The organism is Nocardia sp. CA-136227 (genome assembly GCF_050955695.1).
Lineage (GTDB): Bacteria > Actinomycetota > Actinomycetes > Mycobacteriales > Mycobacteriaceae > Nocardia.
This window is the reverse complement of sequence record NZ_CP192081.1, coordinates 5,172,429-5,192,180: the sequence shown is the minus strand read 5'-3', so window position 1 is coordinate 5,192,180 and position 19,752 is coordinate 5,172,429. Positions and strand designations below refer to the sequence as shown.

22 protein-coding genes are annotated in these 19,752 nt (G+C 69.9%); 14 read left to right on the top strand and 8 right to left on the bottom strand.

The features are described 5' to 3' along the window. Window positions 1-57 precede the first annotated feature (57 nt). The 4 genes from ACQP06_RS24020 to ACQP06_RS24005 all read right to left on the bottom strand — a co-directional run bounded on the left by ACQP06_RS24020 (window position 58) and on the right by ACQP06_RS24005 (window position 4,141). The gene (locus ACQP06_RS24020; RefSeq protein ID WP_433666727.1) at window positions 58-1,209 is read right to left on the bottom strand and encodes a cytochrome P450; all 1,152 of its coding nucleotides are present in this window, start codon (window positions 1,207-1,209) and stop codon (window positions 58-60) included. 116 nt (window positions 1,210-1,325) lie between these two features. Beyond that, complete coding sequence (locus ACQP06_RS24015; protein ID WP_433666726.1) at window positions 1,326-2,735, bottom strand: NAD(P)/FAD-dependent oxidoreductase; 1,410 nt, start codon at window positions 2,733-2,735, stop codon at window positions 1,326-1,328. Beyond that, a complete protein-coding gene (locus tag ACQP06_RS24010) occupies window positions 2,732-2,974 on the bottom strand; it encodes a ferredoxin (RefSeq protein WP_433666725.1) in 243 nt (80 codons plus the stop codon). Before ACQP06_RS24010 ends, ACQP06_RS24015 begins: the two co-directional genes overlap by 4 nt. Before the next feature lie 285 nt (window positions 2,975-3,259). Beyond that, window positions 3,260-4,141, bottom strand: a complete 882-nt coding sequence (locus tag ACQP06_RS24005; RefSeq protein ID WP_433666724.1) for an alpha/beta fold hydrolase — start codon at window positions 4,139-4,141, stop codon at window positions 3,260-3,262. 72 nt (window positions 4,142-4,213) lie between these two features. Between ACQP06_RS24005 and sigJ the strand changes: the two genes are divergently transcribed. From sigJ to hisH, 7 genes are all read left to right on the top strand, one after another. Beyond that, window positions 4,214-5,089 (top strand): RNA polymerase sigma factor SigJ, encoded by an 876-nt coding sequence (sigJ, locus tag ACQP06_RS24000; RefSeq protein ID WP_433666723.1) that lies wholly within the window; start codon window positions 4,214-4,216, stop codon window positions 5,087-5,089. A gap of 74 nt (window positions 5,090-5,163) precedes the next feature. Further along, the gene (locus ACQP06_RS23995; protein ID WP_433666722.1) at window positions 5,164-5,460 is read left to right on the top strand and encodes a DUF6412 domain-containing protein; all 297 of its coding nucleotides are present in this window, start codon (window positions 5,164-5,166) and stop codon (window positions 5,458-5,460) included. A 100-nt stretch (window positions 5,461-5,560) separates the two neighbouring features. After that, window positions 5,561-6,376, top strand: coding sequence for a membrane protein insertase YidC (gene yidC, locus ACQP06_RS23990; RefSeq protein WP_433666721.1), 816 nt, complete (start codon window positions 5,561-5,563; stop codon window positions 6,374-6,376). Window positions 6,377-6,502: 126 nt separating this feature from the next. Then, a complete protein-coding gene (gene hisD, locus ACQP06_RS23985; protein ID WP_433666720.1) occupies window positions 6,503-7,840 on the top strand; it encodes a histidinol dehydrogenase in 1,338 nt (445 codons plus the stop codon). Then, complete coding sequence (locus ACQP06_RS23980; RefSeq protein WP_433666719.1) at window positions 7,837-8,982, top strand: histidinol-phosphate transaminase; 1,146 nt, start codon at window positions 7,837-7,839, stop codon at window positions 8,980-8,982. The genes hisD and ACQP06_RS23980 overlap by 4 nt, the downstream gene beginning before the upstream one ends. Further along, the gene (gene hisB / locus ACQP06_RS23975; protein ID WP_379275685.1) at window positions 8,979-9,611 is read left to right on the top strand and encodes an imidazoleglycerol-phosphate dehydratase HisB; all 633 of its coding nucleotides are present in this window, start codon (window positions 8,979-8,981) and stop codon (window positions 9,609-9,611) included. Before ACQP06_RS23980 ends, hisB begins: the two co-directional genes overlap by 4 nt. Then, the gene (hisH, locus tag ACQP06_RS23970) at window positions 9,608-10,246 is read left to right on the top strand and encodes an imidazole glycerol phosphate synthase subunit HisH (protein WP_433666718.1); all 639 of its coding nucleotides are present in this window, start codon (window positions 9,608-9,610) and stop codon (window positions 10,244-10,246) included. Before hisB ends, hisH begins: the two co-directional genes overlap by 4 nt. Before the next feature lie 42 nt (window positions 10,247-10,288). Here the strand turns inward: hisH and ACQP06_RS23965 are convergent, their stop codons facing one another. After that, complete coding sequence (locus tag ACQP06_RS23965) at window positions 10,289-12,055, bottom strand: GNAT family N-acetyltransferase (RefSeq protein WP_433666717.1); 1,767 nt, start codon at window positions 12,053-12,055, stop codon at window positions 10,289-10,291. A gap of 59 nt (window positions 12,056-12,114) precedes the next feature. Here ACQP06_RS23965 and ACQP06_RS23960 point away from each other — a divergent pair, with 59 nt between their 5' ends. Beyond that, a complete protein-coding gene (locus tag ACQP06_RS23960) occupies window positions 12,115-12,894 on the top strand; it encodes an alpha/beta fold hydrolase (protein WP_433666716.1) in 780 nt (259 codons plus the stop codon). Between the two features lie 14 nt (window positions 12,895-12,908). Here the strand turns inward: ACQP06_RS23960 and ACQP06_RS23955 are convergent, their stop codons facing one another. From ACQP06_RS23955 to ACQP06_RS23945, 3 genes are all read right to left on the bottom strand, one after another. Next, on the bottom strand, window positions 12,909-13,862 hold the full coding sequence (locus ACQP06_RS23955; protein ID WP_433666715.1) for a sigma-70 family RNA polymerase sigma factor: 954 nt from the start codon (window positions 13,860-13,862) through the stop codon (window positions 12,909-12,911). Between the two features lie 10 nt (window positions 13,863-13,872). After that, window positions 13,873-15,063, bottom strand: coding sequence for an NAD(P)/FAD-dependent oxidoreductase (locus ACQP06_RS23950; protein WP_433666714.1), 1,191 nt, complete (start codon window positions 15,061-15,063; stop codon window positions 13,873-13,875). 79 nt (window positions 15,064-15,142) lie between these two features. Continuing rightward, on the bottom strand, window positions 15,143-15,610 hold the full coding sequence (locus ACQP06_RS23945; RefSeq protein ID WP_433666713.1) for a nuclear transport factor 2 family protein: 468 nt from the start codon (window positions 15,608-15,610) through the stop codon (window positions 15,143-15,145). A 99-nt stretch (window positions 15,611-15,709) separates the two neighbouring features. Between ACQP06_RS23945 and ACQP06_RS23940 the strand changes: the two genes are divergently transcribed. From ACQP06_RS23940 to hisI, 6 genes are all read left to right on the top strand, one after another. Further along, window positions 15,710-16,165, top strand: a complete 456-nt coding sequence (locus tag ACQP06_RS23940; protein WP_433666712.1) for a MarR family winged helix-turn-helix transcriptional regulator — start codon at window positions 15,710-15,712, stop codon at window positions 16,163-16,165. Window positions 16,166-16,222: 57 nt separating this feature from the next. Further along, window positions 16,223-16,966: an SDR family oxidoreductase gene (locus ACQP06_RS23935; protein ID WP_433666711.1), complete on the top strand. Its 744-nt coding sequence runs from the start codon at window positions 16,223-16,225 to the stop codon at window positions 16,964-16,966. A gap of 88 nt (window positions 16,967-17,054) precedes the next feature. After that, a complete protein-coding gene (gene priA / locus ACQP06_RS23930; protein ID WP_357097970.1) occupies window positions 17,055-17,786 on the top strand; it encodes a bifunctional 1-(5-phosphoribosyl)-5-((5-phosphoribosylamino)methylideneamino)imidazole-4-carboxamide isomerase/phosphoribosylanthranilate isomerase PriA in 732 nt (243 codons plus the stop codon). Window positions 17,787-17,792: 6 nt separating this feature from the next. Continuing rightward, window positions 17,793-18,611, top strand: coding sequence for an inositol monophosphatase family protein (locus ACQP06_RS23925; RefSeq protein WP_379275702.1), 819 nt, complete (start codon window positions 17,793-17,795; stop codon window positions 18,609-18,611). Continuing rightward, complete coding sequence (gene hisF, locus ACQP06_RS23920) at window positions 18,608-19,381, top strand: imidazole glycerol phosphate synthase subunit HisF (protein ID WP_357097965.1); 774 nt, start codon at window positions 18,608-18,610, stop codon at window positions 19,379-19,381. The genes ACQP06_RS23925 and hisF overlap by 4 nt, the downstream gene beginning before the upstream one ends. Beyond that, window positions 19,378-19,749 (top strand): phosphoribosyl-AMP cyclohydrolase, encoded by a 372-nt coding sequence (gene hisI / locus ACQP06_RS23915; protein WP_433666710.1) that lies wholly within the window; start codon window positions 19,378-19,380, stop codon window positions 19,747-19,749. The genes hisF and hisI overlap by 4 nt, the downstream gene beginning before the upstream one ends. The last annotated feature ends 3 nt before the right edge of the window (window positions 19,750-19,752 follow it).

Genomic DNA, 19,752 nt, shown 5'->3' with positions numbered 1-19,752 from the left:
ATCGGCCAGCGAGTCCACACTCGTTCGGCGCCGGATGTATCCGATGTCGTGTGCTGCTCAGTCGGTGATGTGGTCGAAGTCGATGAGCAGGTGTCGGGGGCCGCGGAAGATCTGGCTTCGCCGATAGGGTGGCGGATCGACGACCAGGCGGGGTGTGGCGACGCGGCGTAGGAAGGTCTCCATCGCGAGGTTGACTTCGAGTCGTGCGAGCGGACCGCCGAGGCACGTGTGGATGCCGCTGCCCCAGCCGAAGTGTTCGTTGTCGGGGCGTTGGATATCGAATCGGTTCGGGTCGGAGAATCGGTTCGGGTCGCGGTTGGCGGCGGCGTAGATCAGATGCACCGCTGCCCCTTTCGGGATGACGGTGCCGGCGATGTCGATATCGGCGGTAGCGCTGCGGCTGGGAAAGAACTGCACTGCGGCCTGCAGCCGCTGGACCTCTTCGATCGCGCGTGGGAGCAGCTCCGGTCGGTGGCGTACCTGGTCGTAGGACCCGGGGTTGCGCAGCAACGTCATCACAGAATTGGCGATGGTGTTGACCGTCGAGTCGTGACCGGCGACGAGCAGCAGCAGCGCATTCGACAATGCCTGCTCAGCGGGCATCGGACCATCGGGGCCGTCGTCATGGATCAGTTCGGACAACAAGCCCGGCCCGGGCTCGCGCTGGAGCTGCTCGATCAAGTCGGCCAGATAGTGCATGAGTGCGTCACGGCTTGCACGGGACTTCGCGGCACGGGCCTGGCCTTCCTCGGTGGTCGCGTCCGGACCCAGATCCACGCCGGTCAACATGTCGTTGATCCAGGCATGGAGCATGGGTTCGTCGGCGAGCGGGACCCCGAGGATCTTGCAGATGACCATCACCGGCACGGGGTACGCGTAATCCTCGACGACGTCCATCCGGGTCTTGCCACCGGCCTTGATGCGGTCGAGCAGTCGGTTGCACAGATCGACGATGCTCGGTTCCATGCCGGGGATGACATCGGGCGCATGCGGTGGGCCGAAGTGGCGCATGACCTGCCGACGCGCTCGATCGTGCTCGGGGGGATCGGAGACGATGATGCTCGGCCGGCGCCCGTAGGCCCGCATATCCTCGGCGCCGGGTTCCGGGCCGGTGCCCGCGCTCAGGGCAGCGCCCAGCGGGCTGCGGCTGATGTCGGAGCTGATCCGGGGGTCGTGCGCCAGCGCCAGCAGTTCCTGGTAGCCGGTCACGACATATAGATTCTCGGCCACTCGCGCGACGGGGGTTCGGCGCAATTCGTCGAAGAACGGATACGGGTCGGCGCGGTGTTCGTACTTCATCGCCTCCGCCCAGGCGGTTGCTGCAGTCATGCCGGCTCCCTTGTCCAGTGGAACTCGGCGCCCCGTGAGGTGGGGTCGTGGCCGGTCAGCACCACGTCGGGAATCTCGGTCGGCACTCGCGGGTCGGGGAAGCGGGCCGGCATCGGTGACGGGTCGGGTGCTCGGTCGTAGCCCGGCGGCGGTGGCGGGAACGGTGCTGAGCGCTCGATCATCGCCGCGTAGTACGGCAGCCATTTGCCATGATCGAACGTCACCGCCCCGACAATGCGGCCGCGGCGGCCGTAAGCCGCGGCGAAGCGATAGTCCTCGGGAGAGCCCTGGGTGAACACGATCTCATCGCCGAACGAGCACACCCCCACCCCTTTGATGTTCACCCCGAATTGCGCGGACCAGAACGAAGGCAGCGGCAAATGTGGTCGGCGCTCGGTCTCCAGGCTGATCATGTTGTTCGCGGCGACCTGCGCCCCGAACACCGCGTTGTCCCAGTGCTCCATCGAGATGAACTGATACTCGTACAGCACGTGCGGCTGGCGCGCGATATCCCCGGCCACGAAAATGTTGTCGGTCACCACCCCGTTGACGTCGAACGCCCGGCAGCCCGCATCGCAACCGACTCCCCAGAAGCCGGCGGCCAACCCGGCCCCCGCCAGCCACTCGACGTTACGGATCGACCCCAAGGACGCCACCACCACATCCACATCCAGCACGGTCCCATCCGACAGCCGGGCCCGGCGCACATGCCCGTCGGCGTCGCCATCGAGCCCTTCCACCGACACGCCGGTGCGCAAGTCGACGCCGGCGTCGCGCTGCATCCGGGCGGCGATGTCGGCGATCACCCCGCCCAGCGGCCCTACCAGCGGCCCGCCTCCACGTTCGGCGACGGTCACCGGCAGCCCCAGCTCGCGGCACACCGAAGCCATCTCGGAGCCGACGAACCCCGAGCCGACGACGAGCACCCGTTTCGGGTTCGAATGCAGCGCCGCCTGCAGCCGGGCCGCGTCATCGCAGGTGCGCACCGTGAAGACCCCCTCCAGTGCGGCCTCGGCCGGGTTGAACCACGGTCGTGCCCGGACACCGGTGGCGATGAGCAGCCGGTCGTAGGGCACCGTATCCCCGGTGGCCAGCACAACCTGCTTGTTCACCCGGTCCAAACCGGTCGCGGCCACACCCAACCGCCACTGTGCGTCGATGGCCCGCATCCGGGGAAGCTTGGTGTGATCGGCGCGAACCCAGCCCTCGAGGACCTGCTTGGACAACGGCGGGCGATCATACGGTTCGTGCGGCTCATCACCGATGAGAGTCAAAGGACCGTGGAAGCCCTTGTCCCGCAAGGCCTCCGCGGCGCGAAGCCCGGCCAGTGACGCCCCCACGATCACGATCCGCCCCTCGGCCCGAAACGTCCTGACCAGGTCCGCGGCCAGCGACGCGGTGCTCATGCCGCGGGCTCCGGCCCCTCGGGGATAACGGGCTCCGACCCGTCGGGGGTGTACGTTTCCACGACGATCGCCTGGACCGGGCACGACGCCGCCGCCCGCAACACGCGCCGGCGTTGCGCGTCATCAGGGTTGGGGTCATACGCCAGCGCCTCCTCACCCAGCATCTCGAGCACATCCGGCGCCAGTGGAACGCACTGCGCGTACCCCTGGCACCTGTTCAGATCGACCACGATGCGCATTCGCTCAGCTCCTCATCCGAACCCCATGTCCCGATGTGGTCATCCCCTGCGAAACCGCTGCGGGCCCGAAACACGTACGCCCTCAGAGGTTGACGTGAACTTTCAGAAGACGATCACGCCCTGAAGTGCCGATGCCGGGTGGGCCCCTCATACAGGACTCGGAGCACCCGAGGCCGAGGTTCTGCCATGTGCCAACCGGCAACCACCCGCCACTTCAGCTTCCCATCCAACAAAGGCACCGCACCACCGCCACGCCACCTGGATTCCGGGCAGAGGGATCTGGATTCACTGTCGAGCACGAACCACACAGCCGCGGTGCCAGCAGTCGATGGCCTCGGCCACGAGCTGCGGGTTGTCGGCCATCGGAAAGTGCAGCCCCCAGGGGACGGTGACTCTGGTCAGGTACGGGAACAGACGCCGCCAACGGCGAACGAAGAAGAAGTAGTCGCCGAGTCGGCCGAATACCGTCATCATCGGCCGGCCGGTCAGCGCGGTGACCGTGCTTGCCGCTCGTGCGGCGGTGGCGCGGTCGCGGGTCGCGTCGCGAAACATTCGGTGCAAGAACCGGCGACGGTCGCGGTCGCGCAGACCACGTCGCCACGCGGTCTTACGGGTGCGGTTCCATCGTCTGCCGACACCGAACCTTGTCGCACTCACCCAGGCGATCAACCCGAGCCATGCGTCGACCTCCCGCATCAGCTCCGAGCCGAAGAATCGCAGTGCGAGCCACAGTATGCCGCGGGGCTGCCAGCCGAAGGTGTTCATGGCCACCAGAGCGGCCACGCGGTCGACTCGATCGTGGACAGCGGCGAGTGCGGCCAGGCCCCCGAGGTCGTGTACGACCAGTGTCACGGCGTCGAGGCCGAGATGGTCGATGAATGATGTGATCGTGTGGGCGGCCGATGCCACCGTGGCCTCGCCGGGATCGGAGAGGCCCGTTCCAGGCAGATCGAGGGTCACGCACCGGTACCGGTCCTCGAGGTGGCTGATCAGATCAGCCCACAGCAGCGACCAGAGTCCGGCGTGGACCATGAGCAGGACCGGACGGTCACCGCCGGTATCGGTGTAGACGACGCGGCGCCCGTCGAGGTCGAACGCGTACAGCGGGTGGGGCCAATCCTGCGCGGTAAGCCAGTCAGGCCGCGTGGGTTCGGTAGTAAGGGTCATATCTCTAAGGACGTGTCGGCGGGGTCGTGTGTGACGGTCACACTTCACCGGGCTCATTCGTCGGAGGTAGGTATGAGCGACATCATCGAGCAGGCTTGGCACCTGCACCGGCGGCGGGTGCTCGACGTCTCCTACCGCATGCTCGGCACCCTCGTCGACGCCGAAGACGCCGTGCAAGAGACCTTCGCCAGACTCACCCGCCACGGCTGCGAGGGCATCGACGATGTCGAGGGCTGGCTGGTCACCGTCGCGGGCCGAGTCTGCCTCGACCGGCTGCGCGCCGACCGCACCCGGGCCCGCTACGTCGGGCCGTGGCTGCCCGAACCGCTCGTCGAGCCGGCCGGCACCGATCCCGACCCGGCGGATCAGGTCACCCTCGACGACAGCGTGCGCCTGGCGCTCTTGGCGGCGCTGCACGCCCTCAGCCCCGCCGAACGCGTCGCGTTCGTGCTCCACGATGTCTTCGGAGTGAGCTTCGAGGAGATCGCCGGGGTGGTCGGCCGCTCACCGGCCGCGGCCAGGAAGCTGGCCAGTCGTGCTCGAGCCGCGCTGCGCGACAACCCTGAGCCGCGGTTCGAGGTCTCACCGGTACAGGCGCGCGCGGTCGCCGAGAGATTTGCGCACGCCTGCACCACCGGCGACCTGGCGGCACTGATGGAGGTACTGGCTCACGACGTGGTCGGCGAATTCGACTCCGGCGGGCGAGTCGCCGGCGCCCCCCTCGGACCACTGGTCGGCGCCGAGCTGGTCGGCGTCACGCTCGCCAGAACTCTGTTCGGAGCGGGCGCCGACTTCCGGGTCGTGTCGGTGAACGGCGAGCCGGGGGTGGTCGTGTCACTCGCGGGCCAGGTCATGGTCGTGATCGCGTTGGAGTCCCATGACAACCACGTGGTCGCGATCCGCGCCATCGGCAATCCCGACAAGCTCGCACGCCTCAACGCTCGCTGAAACGAGACATGTGGGGCGCCCGTGGTGCGAAACACAGGGTGCCGCGGGGGAGGAACGCGGGTACTGTCGGGCGCATGATCACGCGGATTCGGACGGCGGCGCTGCTGGTGTGCGCGCTCGTGGTCTCCGCGTGGGCGGTGCTGTATCTGGGTGCCGCACATCCTGATTCGCTGATCGTGCTCGGCGCGGTCGCACTGGTCGCGGTGACCGCGGCGGTGTTGTCCGCGCGCGGGCCGCTGCGGGTGGCCGGGGTGAGTGCCGGACCGGCGGAATCGGCCGGCAAGCGGCGGCGGGGAGCGTTTCTGCGGCAGAGCAATCCGGATGCGCCGGGGCGGCCGCGGCCGCGAGCGCCGGGAGTTCTCGCGGCCTGACCCGCGTACGGCCGTGCGGTCGTAGCCGGGTCGGGTGCTTCGCGTCCCGAATTCCCTTCGCCCGCACGCGTGTGCGGGCGCCGCGCAGCGAGGTTCTCCCGTGCTCGATTTCATCTATTACCCCGTGTCCGCCGTGCTGTGGCTGTGGCACACCGCCTTCGCGTCCGTGCTGGGCGCGACCAGTGGCCTGGCCTGGGTGCTGGCCATCGTGTTCCTGGTGCTCACCCTGCGAGCACTGCTGATCAAGCCGTTCGTGGCGCAACTGCGGTTCTCGCGGAAGCTGGCCGAGATGCAGCCGCAGATCCAGGAGATCAAGCGCAAGCACGCGGGCGACCGTGAGCAGCAGGCGCTGGCCATGCAGGAGTTGCAGAAGGAGTCCGGGGTCAATGTGCTGACCGGGTTCCTGCCGATCATCGGCCAGGCGCTGGTGTTCATCGGGCTCTACCACGTGCTGCGGTCCTTCCAGCCCGGTCACACCCAGAATTACGTGTTCGGCGCCGGACAGGTGCAGTCGTTCCTGGACGCCAAACTGTTCGGCGCGCCGCTGGCCGCCACGCTGTCCGGGGCGGGTTCGGAGTTCGGAACCATTGCCGCGGCCGCGATTCCGCTCATGGTGATCGCCGCGATCGCCACCCACTTCACCGCCCGCGCCGCCATCGCCCGCCAGCCCGCGCCGGCCGAGGGCCCGGCGGCCTCGACCGCGCGCATCATGAACACGCTCTCGCAGTGGGTGTTTCCGGCGGGCGCGCTGGTGGTCGGCCCGGTCATGCCGATCGCGATCCTGCTGTACTTCGTCACCCAGAATGCCTGGACATTCGCCCAGCAACACGTGGTGGCGACCCGCTTCGGCGACGACCGCGCCGAGCGGGGCGGACGCGGCGAAAGCGCCGGGTCGGCGGCGGTCGCCCACGAATAGCGGGCGCTCGGGTGGTGCGCGGATAAAGCGGTGGCGGTGACCGGATAGGCTGGTAGCTGGTCGCAAGCGGTTTCGGCTGCGTCGCGAACCCCCTCGAATCAGCACAGACAAGGACTGCACAGCGCTATGACCAGCCGCATCGAGCTCGCCCGCGTCGACCTGCGCGGACGTACTCCCACTGCTGCCGAACTGCGCGCGGCTCTGCCGCGCGGGGGCGTCGACGTGGACTCGGTGCTGCATCATGTGCGGCCCGTCGTGGAGGCGATCCGCGATCGGGGCGTCGAGGCCGCGCAGGAGTTCAGCGAGAAGTTCGACGGCGTGCGCCCCGCCTCGGTGCGGGTGCCGGCCGCCGAACTCGAGCGTGCGCTCGCCGAGCTGGATCCCGCCGTGCGCGCGGCCCTCGAGGTCGCCATCGAACGCACCCGCAAGGTCCACAACGACCAGCGCCGCACCGACAAGACCACCCAGGTGGTGCCCGGCGGCACCGTCACCGAGCGGTGGGTGCCGGTCGAGCGCGTCGGCCTGTACGTGCCCGGCGGCAATGCCGTCTACCCGTCCTCGGTCGTCATGAACGTGGTCCCGGCGCAGGCCGCGGGCGTGGAGTCGCTGGTCGTGGCCTCCCCGCCGCAGGCCCAGTTCGGCGGCCTGCCGCACCCGACCATCCTGGCCGCCGCCCAGCTGCTGGGCGTCACCGAGGTGTGGGCGGTCGGCGGCGCGCAGGCCGTGGCGCTGCTGTCCTACGGCGGCGTCGACACCGACGGCGCGCAGCTGGAACCGGTCGACCTGATCACCGGCCCCGGCAATATCTACGTCACCGCCGCCAAGCGGCTGTGCCGCGGCCTGGTCGGCATCGACGCCGAGGCCGGGCCCACCGAGATCGCCATCCTCGCCGACGCCACCGCCGACCCGGCGCACGTGGCCGCCGACCTCATCTCCCAGGCCGAGCACGACGTGCTCGCCGCCAGCGTCCTGGTCACCGACAGCGTCGAACTCGCCGACGCCGTGGACGCGGCGCTCACCGCGCAGATGGCCGTGGTCAAGCACCACGACCGGGTCGCGGAAGCGCTGTCGGGCAAGCAGTCCGGCACCGTGCTGGTCGACGACATCGAGCAGGGCCTGCGCGTGGTCAACGCCTACGCGGCCGAGCACCTCGAGATCCAGACCGTCGACGCCGCGGGCGTGGCCGCCCGGGTGCGTTCGGCCGGAGCGGTTTTCGTCGGCGCCTGGTCGCCGGTGTCGCTGGGCGACTACTGCGCCGGCTCCAACCACGTGCTGCCCACCGCCGGATGTGCCCGGCACTCTTCGGGATTGAGCGTGCAGACCTTCCTGCGCGGCATCCACGTCGTCGAGTACACCGAGGCCGCGTTGAAGGACGTCTCCGGGCACGTGGTCGCACTGGCCAACGCCGAGGACCTGCCCGCGCACGGCCAGGCCGTGCAGGCGCGATTCGGAGAACTGCGGTGAGCGCCCAGGCCGGCCTGGAAGGCACTGTGCCCGGTTCGAAGATCTCGCTCGACGACCTGCCGCTGCGCGACAACCTGCGCGGCAAGAGCCCGTACGGTGCACCGCAATTGACGGTGCCCGTCCAGCTCAACACCAACGAGAACCCGCACCCGCCGAGCCAGGACCTGGTCGACGATGTCGCGGAGTCCGTGCGCGCGGCCGCCGCCGACCTGCACCGGTACCCGGACCGTGACGCGGTCGGCCTGCGCACCGACCTGGCCGCCTACCTGACCCGGCAGACCGGCGTCGCGGTGGACGTGGCCAATGTGTGGGCGGCCAACGGCTCCAACGAGATCCTGCAGCAGCTGTTGCAGGCGTTCGGCGGACCCGGCCGCAGCGCACTGGGTTTCGTGCCCTCGTACTCGATGCACCCGATCATCTCCGAGGGCATCGACACCGAGTGGATCGAGGCCAAGCGCAACGGCGACTTCTCCCTCGACATCGACTTCGCGGTGCTCACGGTGGGGGAGAAGAACCCCGACGTGGTCTTCGTGACCAGCCCCAACAATCCGACCGGGCACAGCATCCCGATCCCGGACCTGGAGCGCATCCTCGACGCCGCCCCCGGCATCGTGGTGGTCGACGAGGCGTACGGCGAGTTCTCCTCCGCGCCCAGCGCCATCGGCCTGATCGACAAGTACCCGACCAAGCTGGTGGTCAGCCGCACCATGTCCAAGGCGTTCGCCTTCGCGGGCGGACGGCTGGGCTACCTGGTGGCCGCGCCCGCGGTCATCGACGCCATGCTGCTGGTGCGCCTGCCCTACCACCTGTCCGTGGTCACCCAGGCCGCGGCGCGGGCGGCGCTGCGGCACGCGGACGAAACCCTGGGCAGCGTCCACGAATTGGCCGCGCAGCGCGACCGCGTGATGGCGGCGCTGACCGAACTGGGCTACGACGTGATCCCGTCCGACGCCAACTTCGTACTGTTCGGCCGCTTCGCCGACGCGGCGCGCGCCTGGCAGCACTACCTCGACGAGGGCGTGCTCATCCGCGATGTCGGCATCCCCGGCTACCTGCGCACCACCATCGGCCTGGCCGCCGAGAACGACGAATTCCTGCGCGTCAGCGCGAAACTGGCGTCCGAGGAGCTGATCGCCCGATGACCACCGAACGTCCCGCCGACCGCATCGCCCGGGTCGAGCGCACCACCCGCGAGTCCAGCATCGTGGTGGAGCTCAACCTGGACGGCTCCGGCAAGACCGACATCTCCACCGGCGTCCCGTTCTACGACCACATGCTGACCGCCTTCGGCCAGCACGGCAGCTTCGACCTCACCGTCCAGGCCAAGGGCGACATCGAGATCGAGGCCCACCACACCGTCGAGGACACCGCCATCGTCATCGGCCAGGCCCTGGGCCAGGCGCTCGGCGACAAGAAGGGCATCCGCCGCTTCGGCGACTGTTTCATCCCGATGGACGAGACCCTCGCCCACGCCGTCGTCGACGTGTCCGGCCGGCCGTACTGCGTGCACACCGGCGAGCCGGATCACATGCTGCACACCATCATTCCGAGCGTCGCCCCGACCGCGTCCTATTCGACGGTCATCAACCGCCACGTGTTCGAGTCGATCGCGCTCAACGCGCGCATCGCCCTGCACGTGCGCGTGCTCTACGGCCGCGACCAGCACCACATCACCGAGGCCGAATACAAGGCCGTCGCGCGGGCACTGCGCGCGGCGGTCGAATACGACCCGCGCGTGTCCGGGGTCCCGTCCACCAAGGGTTCGTTGTGACCAAGAAGATCGCCCTGCTCGACTACGGTTCGGGCAACCTGCACTCGGCGAGCCGCGCCCTGGCCCGCACCGGCGCCGAGGTGATCATCACCGCCGACGCTGAAACCGCCCTGAACGCGGACGGTCTCGTGGTCCCCGGCGTCGGCGCCTACGCGGCCTGCATGGCGGGCCTGCTCGCCGTGCGCGGTGACCGCATCATCGGCAAGCGGCTCTCCGGCGGCCGCCCGATCCTGGGCATCTGCGTCGGCATGCAGATCCTGTTCGAACGCGGCGTCGAGTTCGGCGTCGAGACCGACGGCTGCGGCGAATGGCCCGGCACCGTCGAGCGTTTGGACGCGCCGGTCCTGCCGCACATGGGCTGGAACACGGTCAAGGCTCCCGAGGACAGCGTGCTGTTCGCGGGCATGGACGCCGACACCCGCTTCTACTTCGTCCACTCCTACGCCGCCCAGCACTGGGGCTGGACCGACGACGGCGGCGGCCACCTCGCCCCGGCCAAACTCACCTGGGCCGAACACGGCGTCCCCTTCCTCGCGGCCGTCGAGAACGGCCCTCTCTCCGCGACGCAGTTCCACCCCGAGAAGTCCGGTGACGCCGGAGCCCACCTCCTCCGGAACTGGGTCGACTCGATCTGATCGACCGCGCTCGCCCAAACCCCCGGTTCCGCGGCGAATCCGTCAGAGCGCCCGCTTCAGCCCGACATGACTGTTGTCGTACCCGAGCCGCGCGTAAAAGGCGTGCGCCCGCGTGCGGACCCGGTCCGTGGTGACCTGCGCGAGTGTCGCGCCTCGGTGCCTGCCGTGGTCGTGCGCCCACTCGAGCATCGCGGTTCCGATGCCGCGAGAGCGTTCCGCGGCGGCGACCCGAACTCCCTCGATCTGGAGACGGGTGGCGCCGCCGCGGGACAGGCCCGGAATGATGGTGAGCTGCATGGTGCCGACGATCCGGTCGCCCTCGTCCCGGACCACGGCCAGATAGTGCGAGGGATCCCTGGTGATGGCGTCGTACGCCTCCTCGTAGCGGGCAATCTCGGAACCTTCACGGGCACGGCCGATCTCGTCATCGGCGAGCAGCGCGACCAGCGCCGGAACGTCGGCCCGCGCCGCCCGCTGCACACGATAGATCCGGTCGCCGAGTCGGAGCCGGCCACCGACCGAAGCCCGTGCCCGGGCCTGCAGCCGGGCGATCAGCGTGTCCAGCCAGGCGCCGACGTGCCGCCGGGCCTCGGGAGTGTCCGGGTACCGGCAGCGCAGGTGCAGCCCGGTCTCGTCGAGGACGAACCAGAGCATCACGCCGTCGGTCCGAATCGTCGCGCCGACGTATTGCGCCTCCAATCCGGTCGCGTCGACTCGCACCGGCAGCCGGCGCAGGTCCAGCCACGAAATCGCGAACATCCCCGGCGCCTCGGGCATCCCGCCCCACGGACGCAGGATGTCCTCCAGTGGCCAGGACCCCATCCGGACGGCCTCCTTCACCGCCTCGGCACTGGCACGGGGATCGGAGTCGGCCGACTCGAGCACCGAGTTGGTGATGAACCACCCCACCGAGTCGTGCCAGGTGGTGTCATACCGACTGTGCACCGGAAACACCGCCCGCAGTGCGGTGCCGGCCAGCTCGCGGGTCACCTCGGTCATCGCCCCCACCACCAGCGCCAAGGTCGAGACGCCGTCGTCGCGGGCCTGCGCCGAGAACGCGGCGCTGTCGTCGACGTCGAGGACATCGCGCACCTCCACGCGCTCCTGCTGCAATGTCGCCTCGCCCAGCGACAGCGGGAACCGTGGCATCACATCGCCGCTGCCCGCCAGCACCTCTGCCCAGCGGCGGTGCACCTCGGCGGGCGCCGGCGGGCGGTCCCGCAGCGCGCGGGTGTGCTCCGCGAAGGCGGGTACGGGCGGTAACGACGGTGAACGACCCTGCTGCACCGCGGCCAGCGCGGCGAGCAGGTCACGCGCGATCACGAGCATCGACCACATGTCGACGTGCGAGTGGTCGGCGGCGACCACCACGGTCGGCCCGACCGCGGTCTCGAGTACACACAGCCGATGCGACGGGCGACTGTACGGTGAACAGGCATGGTCGAGCACGGCGCGGAGCGCATCGTTGACCGCCTGCCCCGGAGCGATCACATGCTCGACCCAGCCGCCGGGGACGATATCGACCTCGTACAGCTGAGGCTCGCCGTCCGCGCCCGGCACGAAGACCGACCGCAGCGTGCCGTGCCGCTCGATCACCGCCATCCACGCGGCCGCGAGCTCGTCGGGCGGTACCGGCGCGGAGAGCTTGAAGGACAACGCCATCCAGGATCCCGCTCGGTCGCCGGCGCCGACATGGCGTCGCTGGTCGAAGGACACGGGAAGAGCCCGGCCCACCCGCCCCGCGGTGACGTCGAAGCCCAGTAGGCGGCCGAACGGCAGGCGCAGGTGCGCGACGTTGGTCAGCCGCATGCCGGTATCCTAGGCTCCTTCTCGAGCGATCGCCGTCTCACCAGCACCCTGGAGCCACCGTGCCGACCTTCCGCGTTTCCGGCGCTGACATCGACGTGGAATTGAGCGACGAGGGCGGCCACCCGGTCGTCCAACTCCACGGCCTCACCTCCAGCCGCCACCGCGACCGTCTGATGGACCTCGATCTCGGCCGCGGACTCAGCGGAACCCGATTGCTGCGGTACGACGCGCGCGGCCACGGCCACTCGACGGGTCGTGCCGTCCCCGAGGACTATCGGTGGCCGGTTCTGGCCGATGACCTGCTGAACCTGCTCGACCACTGGTTCCCCGGTGAACAGGTGCACGGTGTCGGTCCGTCGATGGGTACCGGGACACTGCTGCATGCCGCCGTCCGCGATCCCGGCCGATTCGCCGGCCTCACCCTGCTCGTGCCCGCGACCGCGTGGCGCACCCGAGCCGCGAAGGCCGACATCTACCGCAAGAATGCCCGCTTGATCGAAGAGCAGGGACTCGCCGCCTTCCTCGGCGCCGATCTCACCGCGCCTCGCCCGCCGGCCACCGTCGGAACGCCGGAAACCGTGCCGGATGTCGCCGAGCACCTACTGCCCGCACTGTTCCGCGGGGCGGCGATGAGCGACCTGCCCGCCCCCGAGGCGATCGCCGCGATCGACGTGCCGACCACGGTGTTGGCCTGGACAGACGACCCCGCCCATCCGGTGTCGACCGCCGAGGCGCTGGTGGACCTGCTGCCGAAGGCCACACTGGAGGTGGCGTACACACCGGCCGATCTCGCTCGCTGGCCGGGCATCCTGTGCGAGGACGTGGCACGACACGGATAGGCACGACGGCCGCGCTACTCGGGAGTCCGGCTCCACAGCTCGACGAGTGGTGCGTCGTGGTCGCGGCGTCGCCATTGCTCGGTGAGGCGGTGGAGGCGGGCCGGCGCGCCGATGCCGTGCAGGGCGGCGATCTTGTCGTCGCGCAGTTCCAGGATCGTGACGCTGAGGATTCGGTCGTCGAGGGTGATGAGCATGGCGGGGCAGCCGTTGAGAACGGCGGCGTGGATTGCGGGGGAGCCGTTGAACTGGCGGAGTTTCGCGGGTGTGGGGGTGAAGCCGGCTCGGACTGCGATGGCAACGCGTTCGGGGGTGCGGAAGTGGATCAGCTTGGGCGCCGAGCCGCCCGCGCCGTCGGAAGTGGCGGTCGCGTCGGCGGTGAGCAGGGATACGAGGTGGTCGGTGCGGCCCGAGGCGGCGGCGTCGACGAAAGCCTGGACGATGCCGCGGGCGGCGGCGGGGTCGCTGCCGGTGTTGCTGGCGGAGAAGGTGATTCGACGGCGGGCTCGGTGGGCGTGCTGCTGGCTGGCGGATTCGGTGATGGCGAGGATGTCGGCGATTTCGGCGTGGGTGTAGGAAAAGGCCTCGCGCAGAACGTAAACGGCTCGTTCGAGCGGGGTCAGGCGCTCCATCAGCAGCAGGACCGCCACGGTCACCGATTCGCGTTGTTCGGCGGTTTCGGCGGGGCCCAGCATCGGATCGCCGTCGAGCAAGGGTTCGGGCATCCAGGCGCCGACCGCGCGTTCGTGGCGGACCCGCGCCGAGCGGAGGCGGTCGAGCGCCAGGTTGGTGACGATCTTCGTCAGCCACGCCTCGGGGACCTCGATGTAGTCCCGGTCGGCCGCCTGCCACCGCAGGAACGCGTCCTGCACCGTGTCCTCGGCGTCGGCGGCCGAGCCGAGCAGACGGTAGGCGAGCGAGGCCAGCCGGTTGCGGCTGGCCTCGAAACACGCCACGGTGGCGGCATCCATGAGCGTCACCCTATGCGGTGACCGCATCCACGGGGTGCGGGCGGGCGGGCGCCGAGCGGCGTGTGCGGCTTGGCATTCCGAAGGTCGGGTGGCCGATGCTCCAACCGCTGCCCGCCACGATCGCCGCCTTGACCAGCGCCGCCGGGCGGCCGCACAGGGCCCCGGGCTTCGCCTGCCCGGCACCGTCGACCAGCTGGAAGATCGCGTCCTCGCGGCCGAGGCTGATGTGGTTGCCGACGTAGCTCAGGGTGGTCGCCTTGACGGTGCGCCCGGTCCGGTCGCCGAGGATCGCGGCCGCCGCCTGCATGCCGGTGAATCCCGCCGACGCGCACGACATCGGCAGCGGACGACCGTTCTCGCCGATGACGAAGACGCTGTCACCGGCGACGTACACCTCCGGGTGCGAGACCGACCGCATCTGCCGGTCGACCGTGATCTGCCCGTTGGCTTCCACCGCCAGGCCGCTGTCGGCGGCGATCGGATGGACGGCGAAGCCCGCGGTCCACACGATCGCGTCCGAGGCGAAGACGGTCCCATCGTCGGCGACGGCCCGCCGCGCCTCGACCCGCGCGATGGCGGTGCGCTCGTGGATGGTGATCCCGAATCGATCGAACGCGCGCAGCAGATGACGGCGGGCCTTGGGACCCAGCCAGCCGCCCAGTTCACCGCTGGTGGCCAGCTGGACCCGCAGTCCTGGACGGGCTTCGGCGATCTCGGTGGCGGTCTCGATCGCGGTCAGATTGCCGCCGACCACGAGCACCGTGCCCTGCTCGCCGAGCTCGTCCAGACGGGCGCGCAGAGCCAGCGCGGACGGCCGTCCGGCGACGTTGAACGCGTGCTCCGCGGCACCCGGAACGTCGTGCACGGCGGCGGTACTGCCGAGCGCGTAGAGCAGGGTGTCGTATTCGATGCGGTGTGTGCCTTCGGCATCGGCGATGGTGACGCTGCGGTGGTCGGCGTCGACACCGATCACCCGCGCGACCCGCAGCCGGATGCCGGTGCCCGCGAACACCTCCGCCAGCGGCCGGTGCGGCAGCGCGTGTCCGGCCGCGAGCTGATGCAGCCGCAGCCGTTCGACGAAATCGGGTTCGGCGTTGACCACGGTGATCTCGAAGTCGCGGGAATCAAGGGTGCGGGCCAGGTATCCGGCGGTGAAGGCGCCGGCGTAGCCGGCCCCGAGGACGACGATGCGGTGCTGCATGATTTCGCTCCTGTCTGGTTCGCGTGCCCTCTGAACGAGACAGCGCGCGGATTCCTGACAGCACCGCCGGTGACGTGGGTCACTCCCGCGTCGGGCGAGCGCCGACGGACCAGACGGGGGACGAAGCGACGCCCGCGAGCTGCCAGCCGTCCGGGGTGCGGGCGGCCTCGAAGCGGTAGACCTCGCCGAGGGTGAGGCGGGGTCGGGAGCCGAGGGTGGGGTCTTGGGCGGGCCCCCAGGCGAAGACGGCCAGCAGGTTGGCGCGCACGCGGGCGGTGTCGCCGTCCAGATCGACGATGACTCCCGTGATGATGTGCTGAATGTGCTTGTCGGGGGAGTGATTTCGGCTGGCCTGAGCGACCAGGGCGGTGCGGCCGACGGCTAGCCCGCCCGGGGTCTGGGCGGTGGCTTCGGGGGTGTACAGCGTGCCGAGTTCGTTCCAGTCGCCCTCGTCGAGGGCGCGGCCGAGCCGGTGCACCAGCTCGGTGATCTCGAATTTGTCCGCCAGCTCCTGGATTCGCCCGGTGCTGATGTCGATCGCGTTCATGGTGGCAGTCTTTCGACGAATTTGTTGGTTGGGCCAACGTTGGTGAAACCAATGTAACCGATCGTGGGTGCTCCCAACAAGTGTTGGTAGATTCGCCTCATGGACACCGCGCCCGAGGGAGCCTCCGGTCGACTGCGCGCCCTTCCCACCCGCCTGATCGGCCAGGTCGGCATCATCGCCAACCGCTGCACCGAGAAGGCCCTGGAACCAACGGGTTCCCGCCGCTACCACTACGCGCTGCTCGCCACCCTCGACGAGCACGGCCCGCTCAGCCAGGCCGAGGCCGGCCGCCGCACCGGCATCGACCGCAGCGACGTCGTCGCCACCGTCAACGACCTGGCCGATCGCGGTCTCCTCACCCGTACCCCCGACCCCGCCGATCGCCGCCGCAACACCCTCACCCTCACCCGCGCGGGCCGCGCCCACCTCGCCGACCTCGACGAACGGCTGGAAGCGGCCCAGCGGCAACTGCTGCCCGGCTTCACCGCCGTCGACCGCGCGCATTTCGTCCTGACCCTCAATCGCATCCTCGAAGCGCACGCCGCCGACAGCTGAAACCCGCCTCGGTGGGATGGTGGAAGCCGAGGCAGTGCGACAACGGAAGGAGCGGACATGAAGATCGTCGTCATCGGCGGAACGGGCCTGATCGGCTCGAATGTCGTCAACCGTTTGAGCCGGAGCGGCCACGAGGCGGTCCCGGCCTCGCCCAGCAAGGGCGTCGACACCGTGACCGGAGTGGGCGTCAAGGAGGTGCTGCAAGGGGCCGACGTCGTCGTCGACGTCTCCAATTCGCCGTCGTTCGCCGACGACGACGTCATGGCGTTCTTCCGCGCCTCGACCGCGCACCTGCTCGACGCGGCGCGGAGCGCGGGCGTCGGCCACTATGTCGCCTTGTCGGTGGTGGGCTCCGGCCGCCTGCCGGAATCGGGATACCTGCGGGCGAAGGCGGCGCAGGAGGAAATGATTCAGAGCTCCGGCCTCCCGTACACGATCGTGCACGCCACCCAATTCTTCGAATTCGCCGGTGGCATAGCCGATTCGGCCACCACCGAGGGTGTCGTCCGGATGTCGGACGGCGGCGTCCAGCCGATGGCCGCCGACGATGTCGCCGCCGTGACGGCGCGAGCCGCGCTGGACCCGCCCCGCAATGGCGCACTCGACGTCGGAGGACCCGAGAAGTTCGGCCTCGACCAGTGGATCCGCACCGTGCTCACCGCCCGATCCGACCCGCGCGACGTGGTCACCGACCCGCAGGCCCGGTACTTCGGGACCCTGCTCGGTCCGGACAGCCTGGTGCCGGGCCCCGGCGCGGAACTCGCCCCGACCCGGCTCTCGGACTGGCTCGCCCGGCAGTGAATCGGGACGGAGGGCGGCCCGGCCGCGCCGCCGCGACTCGGTTCACCCTGCGAACGGTGTGACGCCGGGCAACCACTAGGCTTACCCCGTGAGTCTTGTGCTGCTACCTGCCGTCGATGTCGCCAATGGTGAAGCTGTGCGCCTGGTTCAAGGGGAGGCGGGCAGCGAAACCAGTTATGGTTCGCCGCGCGACGCCGCTCTGGCCTGGCAGCAGGCGGGGGCGGAGTGGGTGCATCTGGTCGACCTGGACGCCGCGTTCGGCAAGGGGTCCAATCGCGACATCATCGCCGGGGTCATCGGCGAACTCGATGTGAAGGTCGAACTGTCGGGCGGAATCCGTGACGACGAGTCGCTGAAGGCGGCGCTGGCCACCGGCTGCGCGCGCGTCAATATCGGCACCGCGGCCATCGAGAACCCGGAGTGGTGCGCCCGCGCCATCGGTGAGTACGGCGACAAGGTCGCCGTCGGCCTGGACGTGAAGCTCATCGACGGCGAGTGGCGGCTGCGCGGCCGCGGCTGGGTTACTGACGGCGGCGACCTGTGGGAGGTGCTCGAGCGGCTCGAACGCGACGGCTGCTCGCGCTACGTGGTCACCGACGTGTCCAAGGACGGCACCCTGACCGGGCCGAACCTGGATCTGCTGAGCCAGGTCGCGAACGCGGCCGAGGCGCCGGTCATCGCGTCGGGCGGCATCTCGGTGCTCGAGGACCTGACCGCCATCGCCACCCTGGTGGACGAGGGCGTCGAGGGCGCGATCATCGGTAAGGCCCTGTACGCGGGCCGGTTCACCCTGCCCGAAGCCCTGGCCGCGGTTCGATAACCGCCGATGGCCGCCGAACTCGCCGAACTGCTCGGCATCGCCAGCGCGGTGCTCGACTCCGCCGCACCGCGTTTCGTCGAGGGCATCGGGGCGCCGAGCGCGGTCGAGAAGGGGCGCAACGACTTCGCCACCGAACTCGACCTGGAACTCGAGCGCACCATCTCGCAGCGACTGGCCGAGCGCACCGGAATCCCGGTGCACGGCGAGGAATTCGGCGGCCCGCAGCTGACCTCGGGCACCGCGTGGGTGCTCGACCCGATCGACGGCACCTTCAACTACTCGGCGGGCAGCCCCATGTGCGGGATGCTGCTGTCGCTGGTGCGTGACGGCGTCCCCGTCATCGGGCTGACCTGGCTGCCGATCCTGGGCCAGCGCTACGCGGCCGTCGACGGCGGGCCGCTGCTGCTCAACGGCACCCCGCTGCCGCGGCTGGCCCCGGCCAAACTGGCCACCGCCATGATCGGGTTCGGCAGCTTCAATATCGATGGGGCGGGCCGGATTCCGGGCATCTTCCGCTTCAACCTGCTGGGCGCGCTGTCGCGGCTGTCGGGCCGGCAGCGCATGTACGGCTCCACCGGCATCGACCTGGCCTACACCGCGTCCGGAATTCTGGGCGGGGCCGTGGTGTTCGGACATCACCCGTGGGACAACGCCGCGGGCGTGGTGCTGGTCCGGGCCGCGGGTGGGGTCGTCACCGATCTGCTGGGCGCGGACTGGACCATCGAATCCGGTTCGGTGCTGGCCGCCGCGCCCGGCGTGCACGAGGAACTACTGGAACTGATCGCCGACACCGCCGATCGGGTCCGAGGAGAGGCAGAGCAGTGACACTGGCAGTACGCGTGATTCCGTGCCTGGACGTCGACGCCGGGCGCGTGGTCAAGGGCGTCAACTTCGAAAACCTCAGGGACGCGGGCGATCCCGTCGAGCTGGCGGCCACCTACGACGCGCAGGGCGCGGACGAGCTGACCTTCCTCGACGTCACCGCCTCCACCGGCGACCGCGGCACCATGATCGACGTGGTCACCCGCACCGCCGAGCAGATCTTCATCCCGCTCACCGTCGGCGGCGGCGTGCGCACCGTCGAGGACGTGGACCGGCTGCTGCGCGCGGGCGCGGACAAGGTGTCGGTGAACACCGCCGCCATCGCCCGCCCCGAGGTGCTGCGCGAGATGTCGGAGCGGTTCGGCTCGCAGTGCATCGTGCTGTCGGTCGACGCCCGCACCGTGCCCGCAGGCCAGGACCCCACCCCCTCCGGCTGGGAGGTCACCACCCACGGCGGCAAGCGCGGCACCGGCATCGACGCCGTGGAATGGGCCGTGCGCGGCGCCGAGCTGGGCGTGGGGGAGATCCTGCTGAACTCGATGGACGCCGACGGCACCAAGGCCGGCTTCGACCTGACCATGATCCGCGCGGTGCGCGCCGCGGTGTCGGTGCCGGTCATCGCCTCCGGCGGTGCGGGCAAGGTCGCCGACTTCGCGCCGGCCGTGCAGGCGGGCGCGGACGCGGTGCTGGCCGCCAGCGTCTTCCACTTCGGCGATCTCACCATCGGCGAGGTCAAGGACGCCATGCGCACGGAAGGGATCACGGTTCGATGAGCGCCCTGGATCCCGCGATCGCCGCGCGCCTCAAGCGCAATGCCGACGGCCTGTTCGCCGCCATCGCCCAGGAGAAGAGCACGGGGGACGTGCTGATGATGGCGTGGATGGACGACGAGGCGCTGGCCCGCACCCTCGACACCCGCAAGGGCACCTACTACTCGCGCTCGCGGCAGCAGTACTGGGTGAAGGGCGAGACCTCCGGCCACACCCAGTACGTGCACGAGGTGCGGCTGGACTGTGACGGCGACACCGTGCTGCTCATCGTCGACCAGGAGGGCGCGGCCTGCCACACGGGCACCCACACCTGCTTCGACACCGACGTGCTGCTGTCGCAGGGCGATCGGCTGCTGTCCGACGAGGGCTGAGTC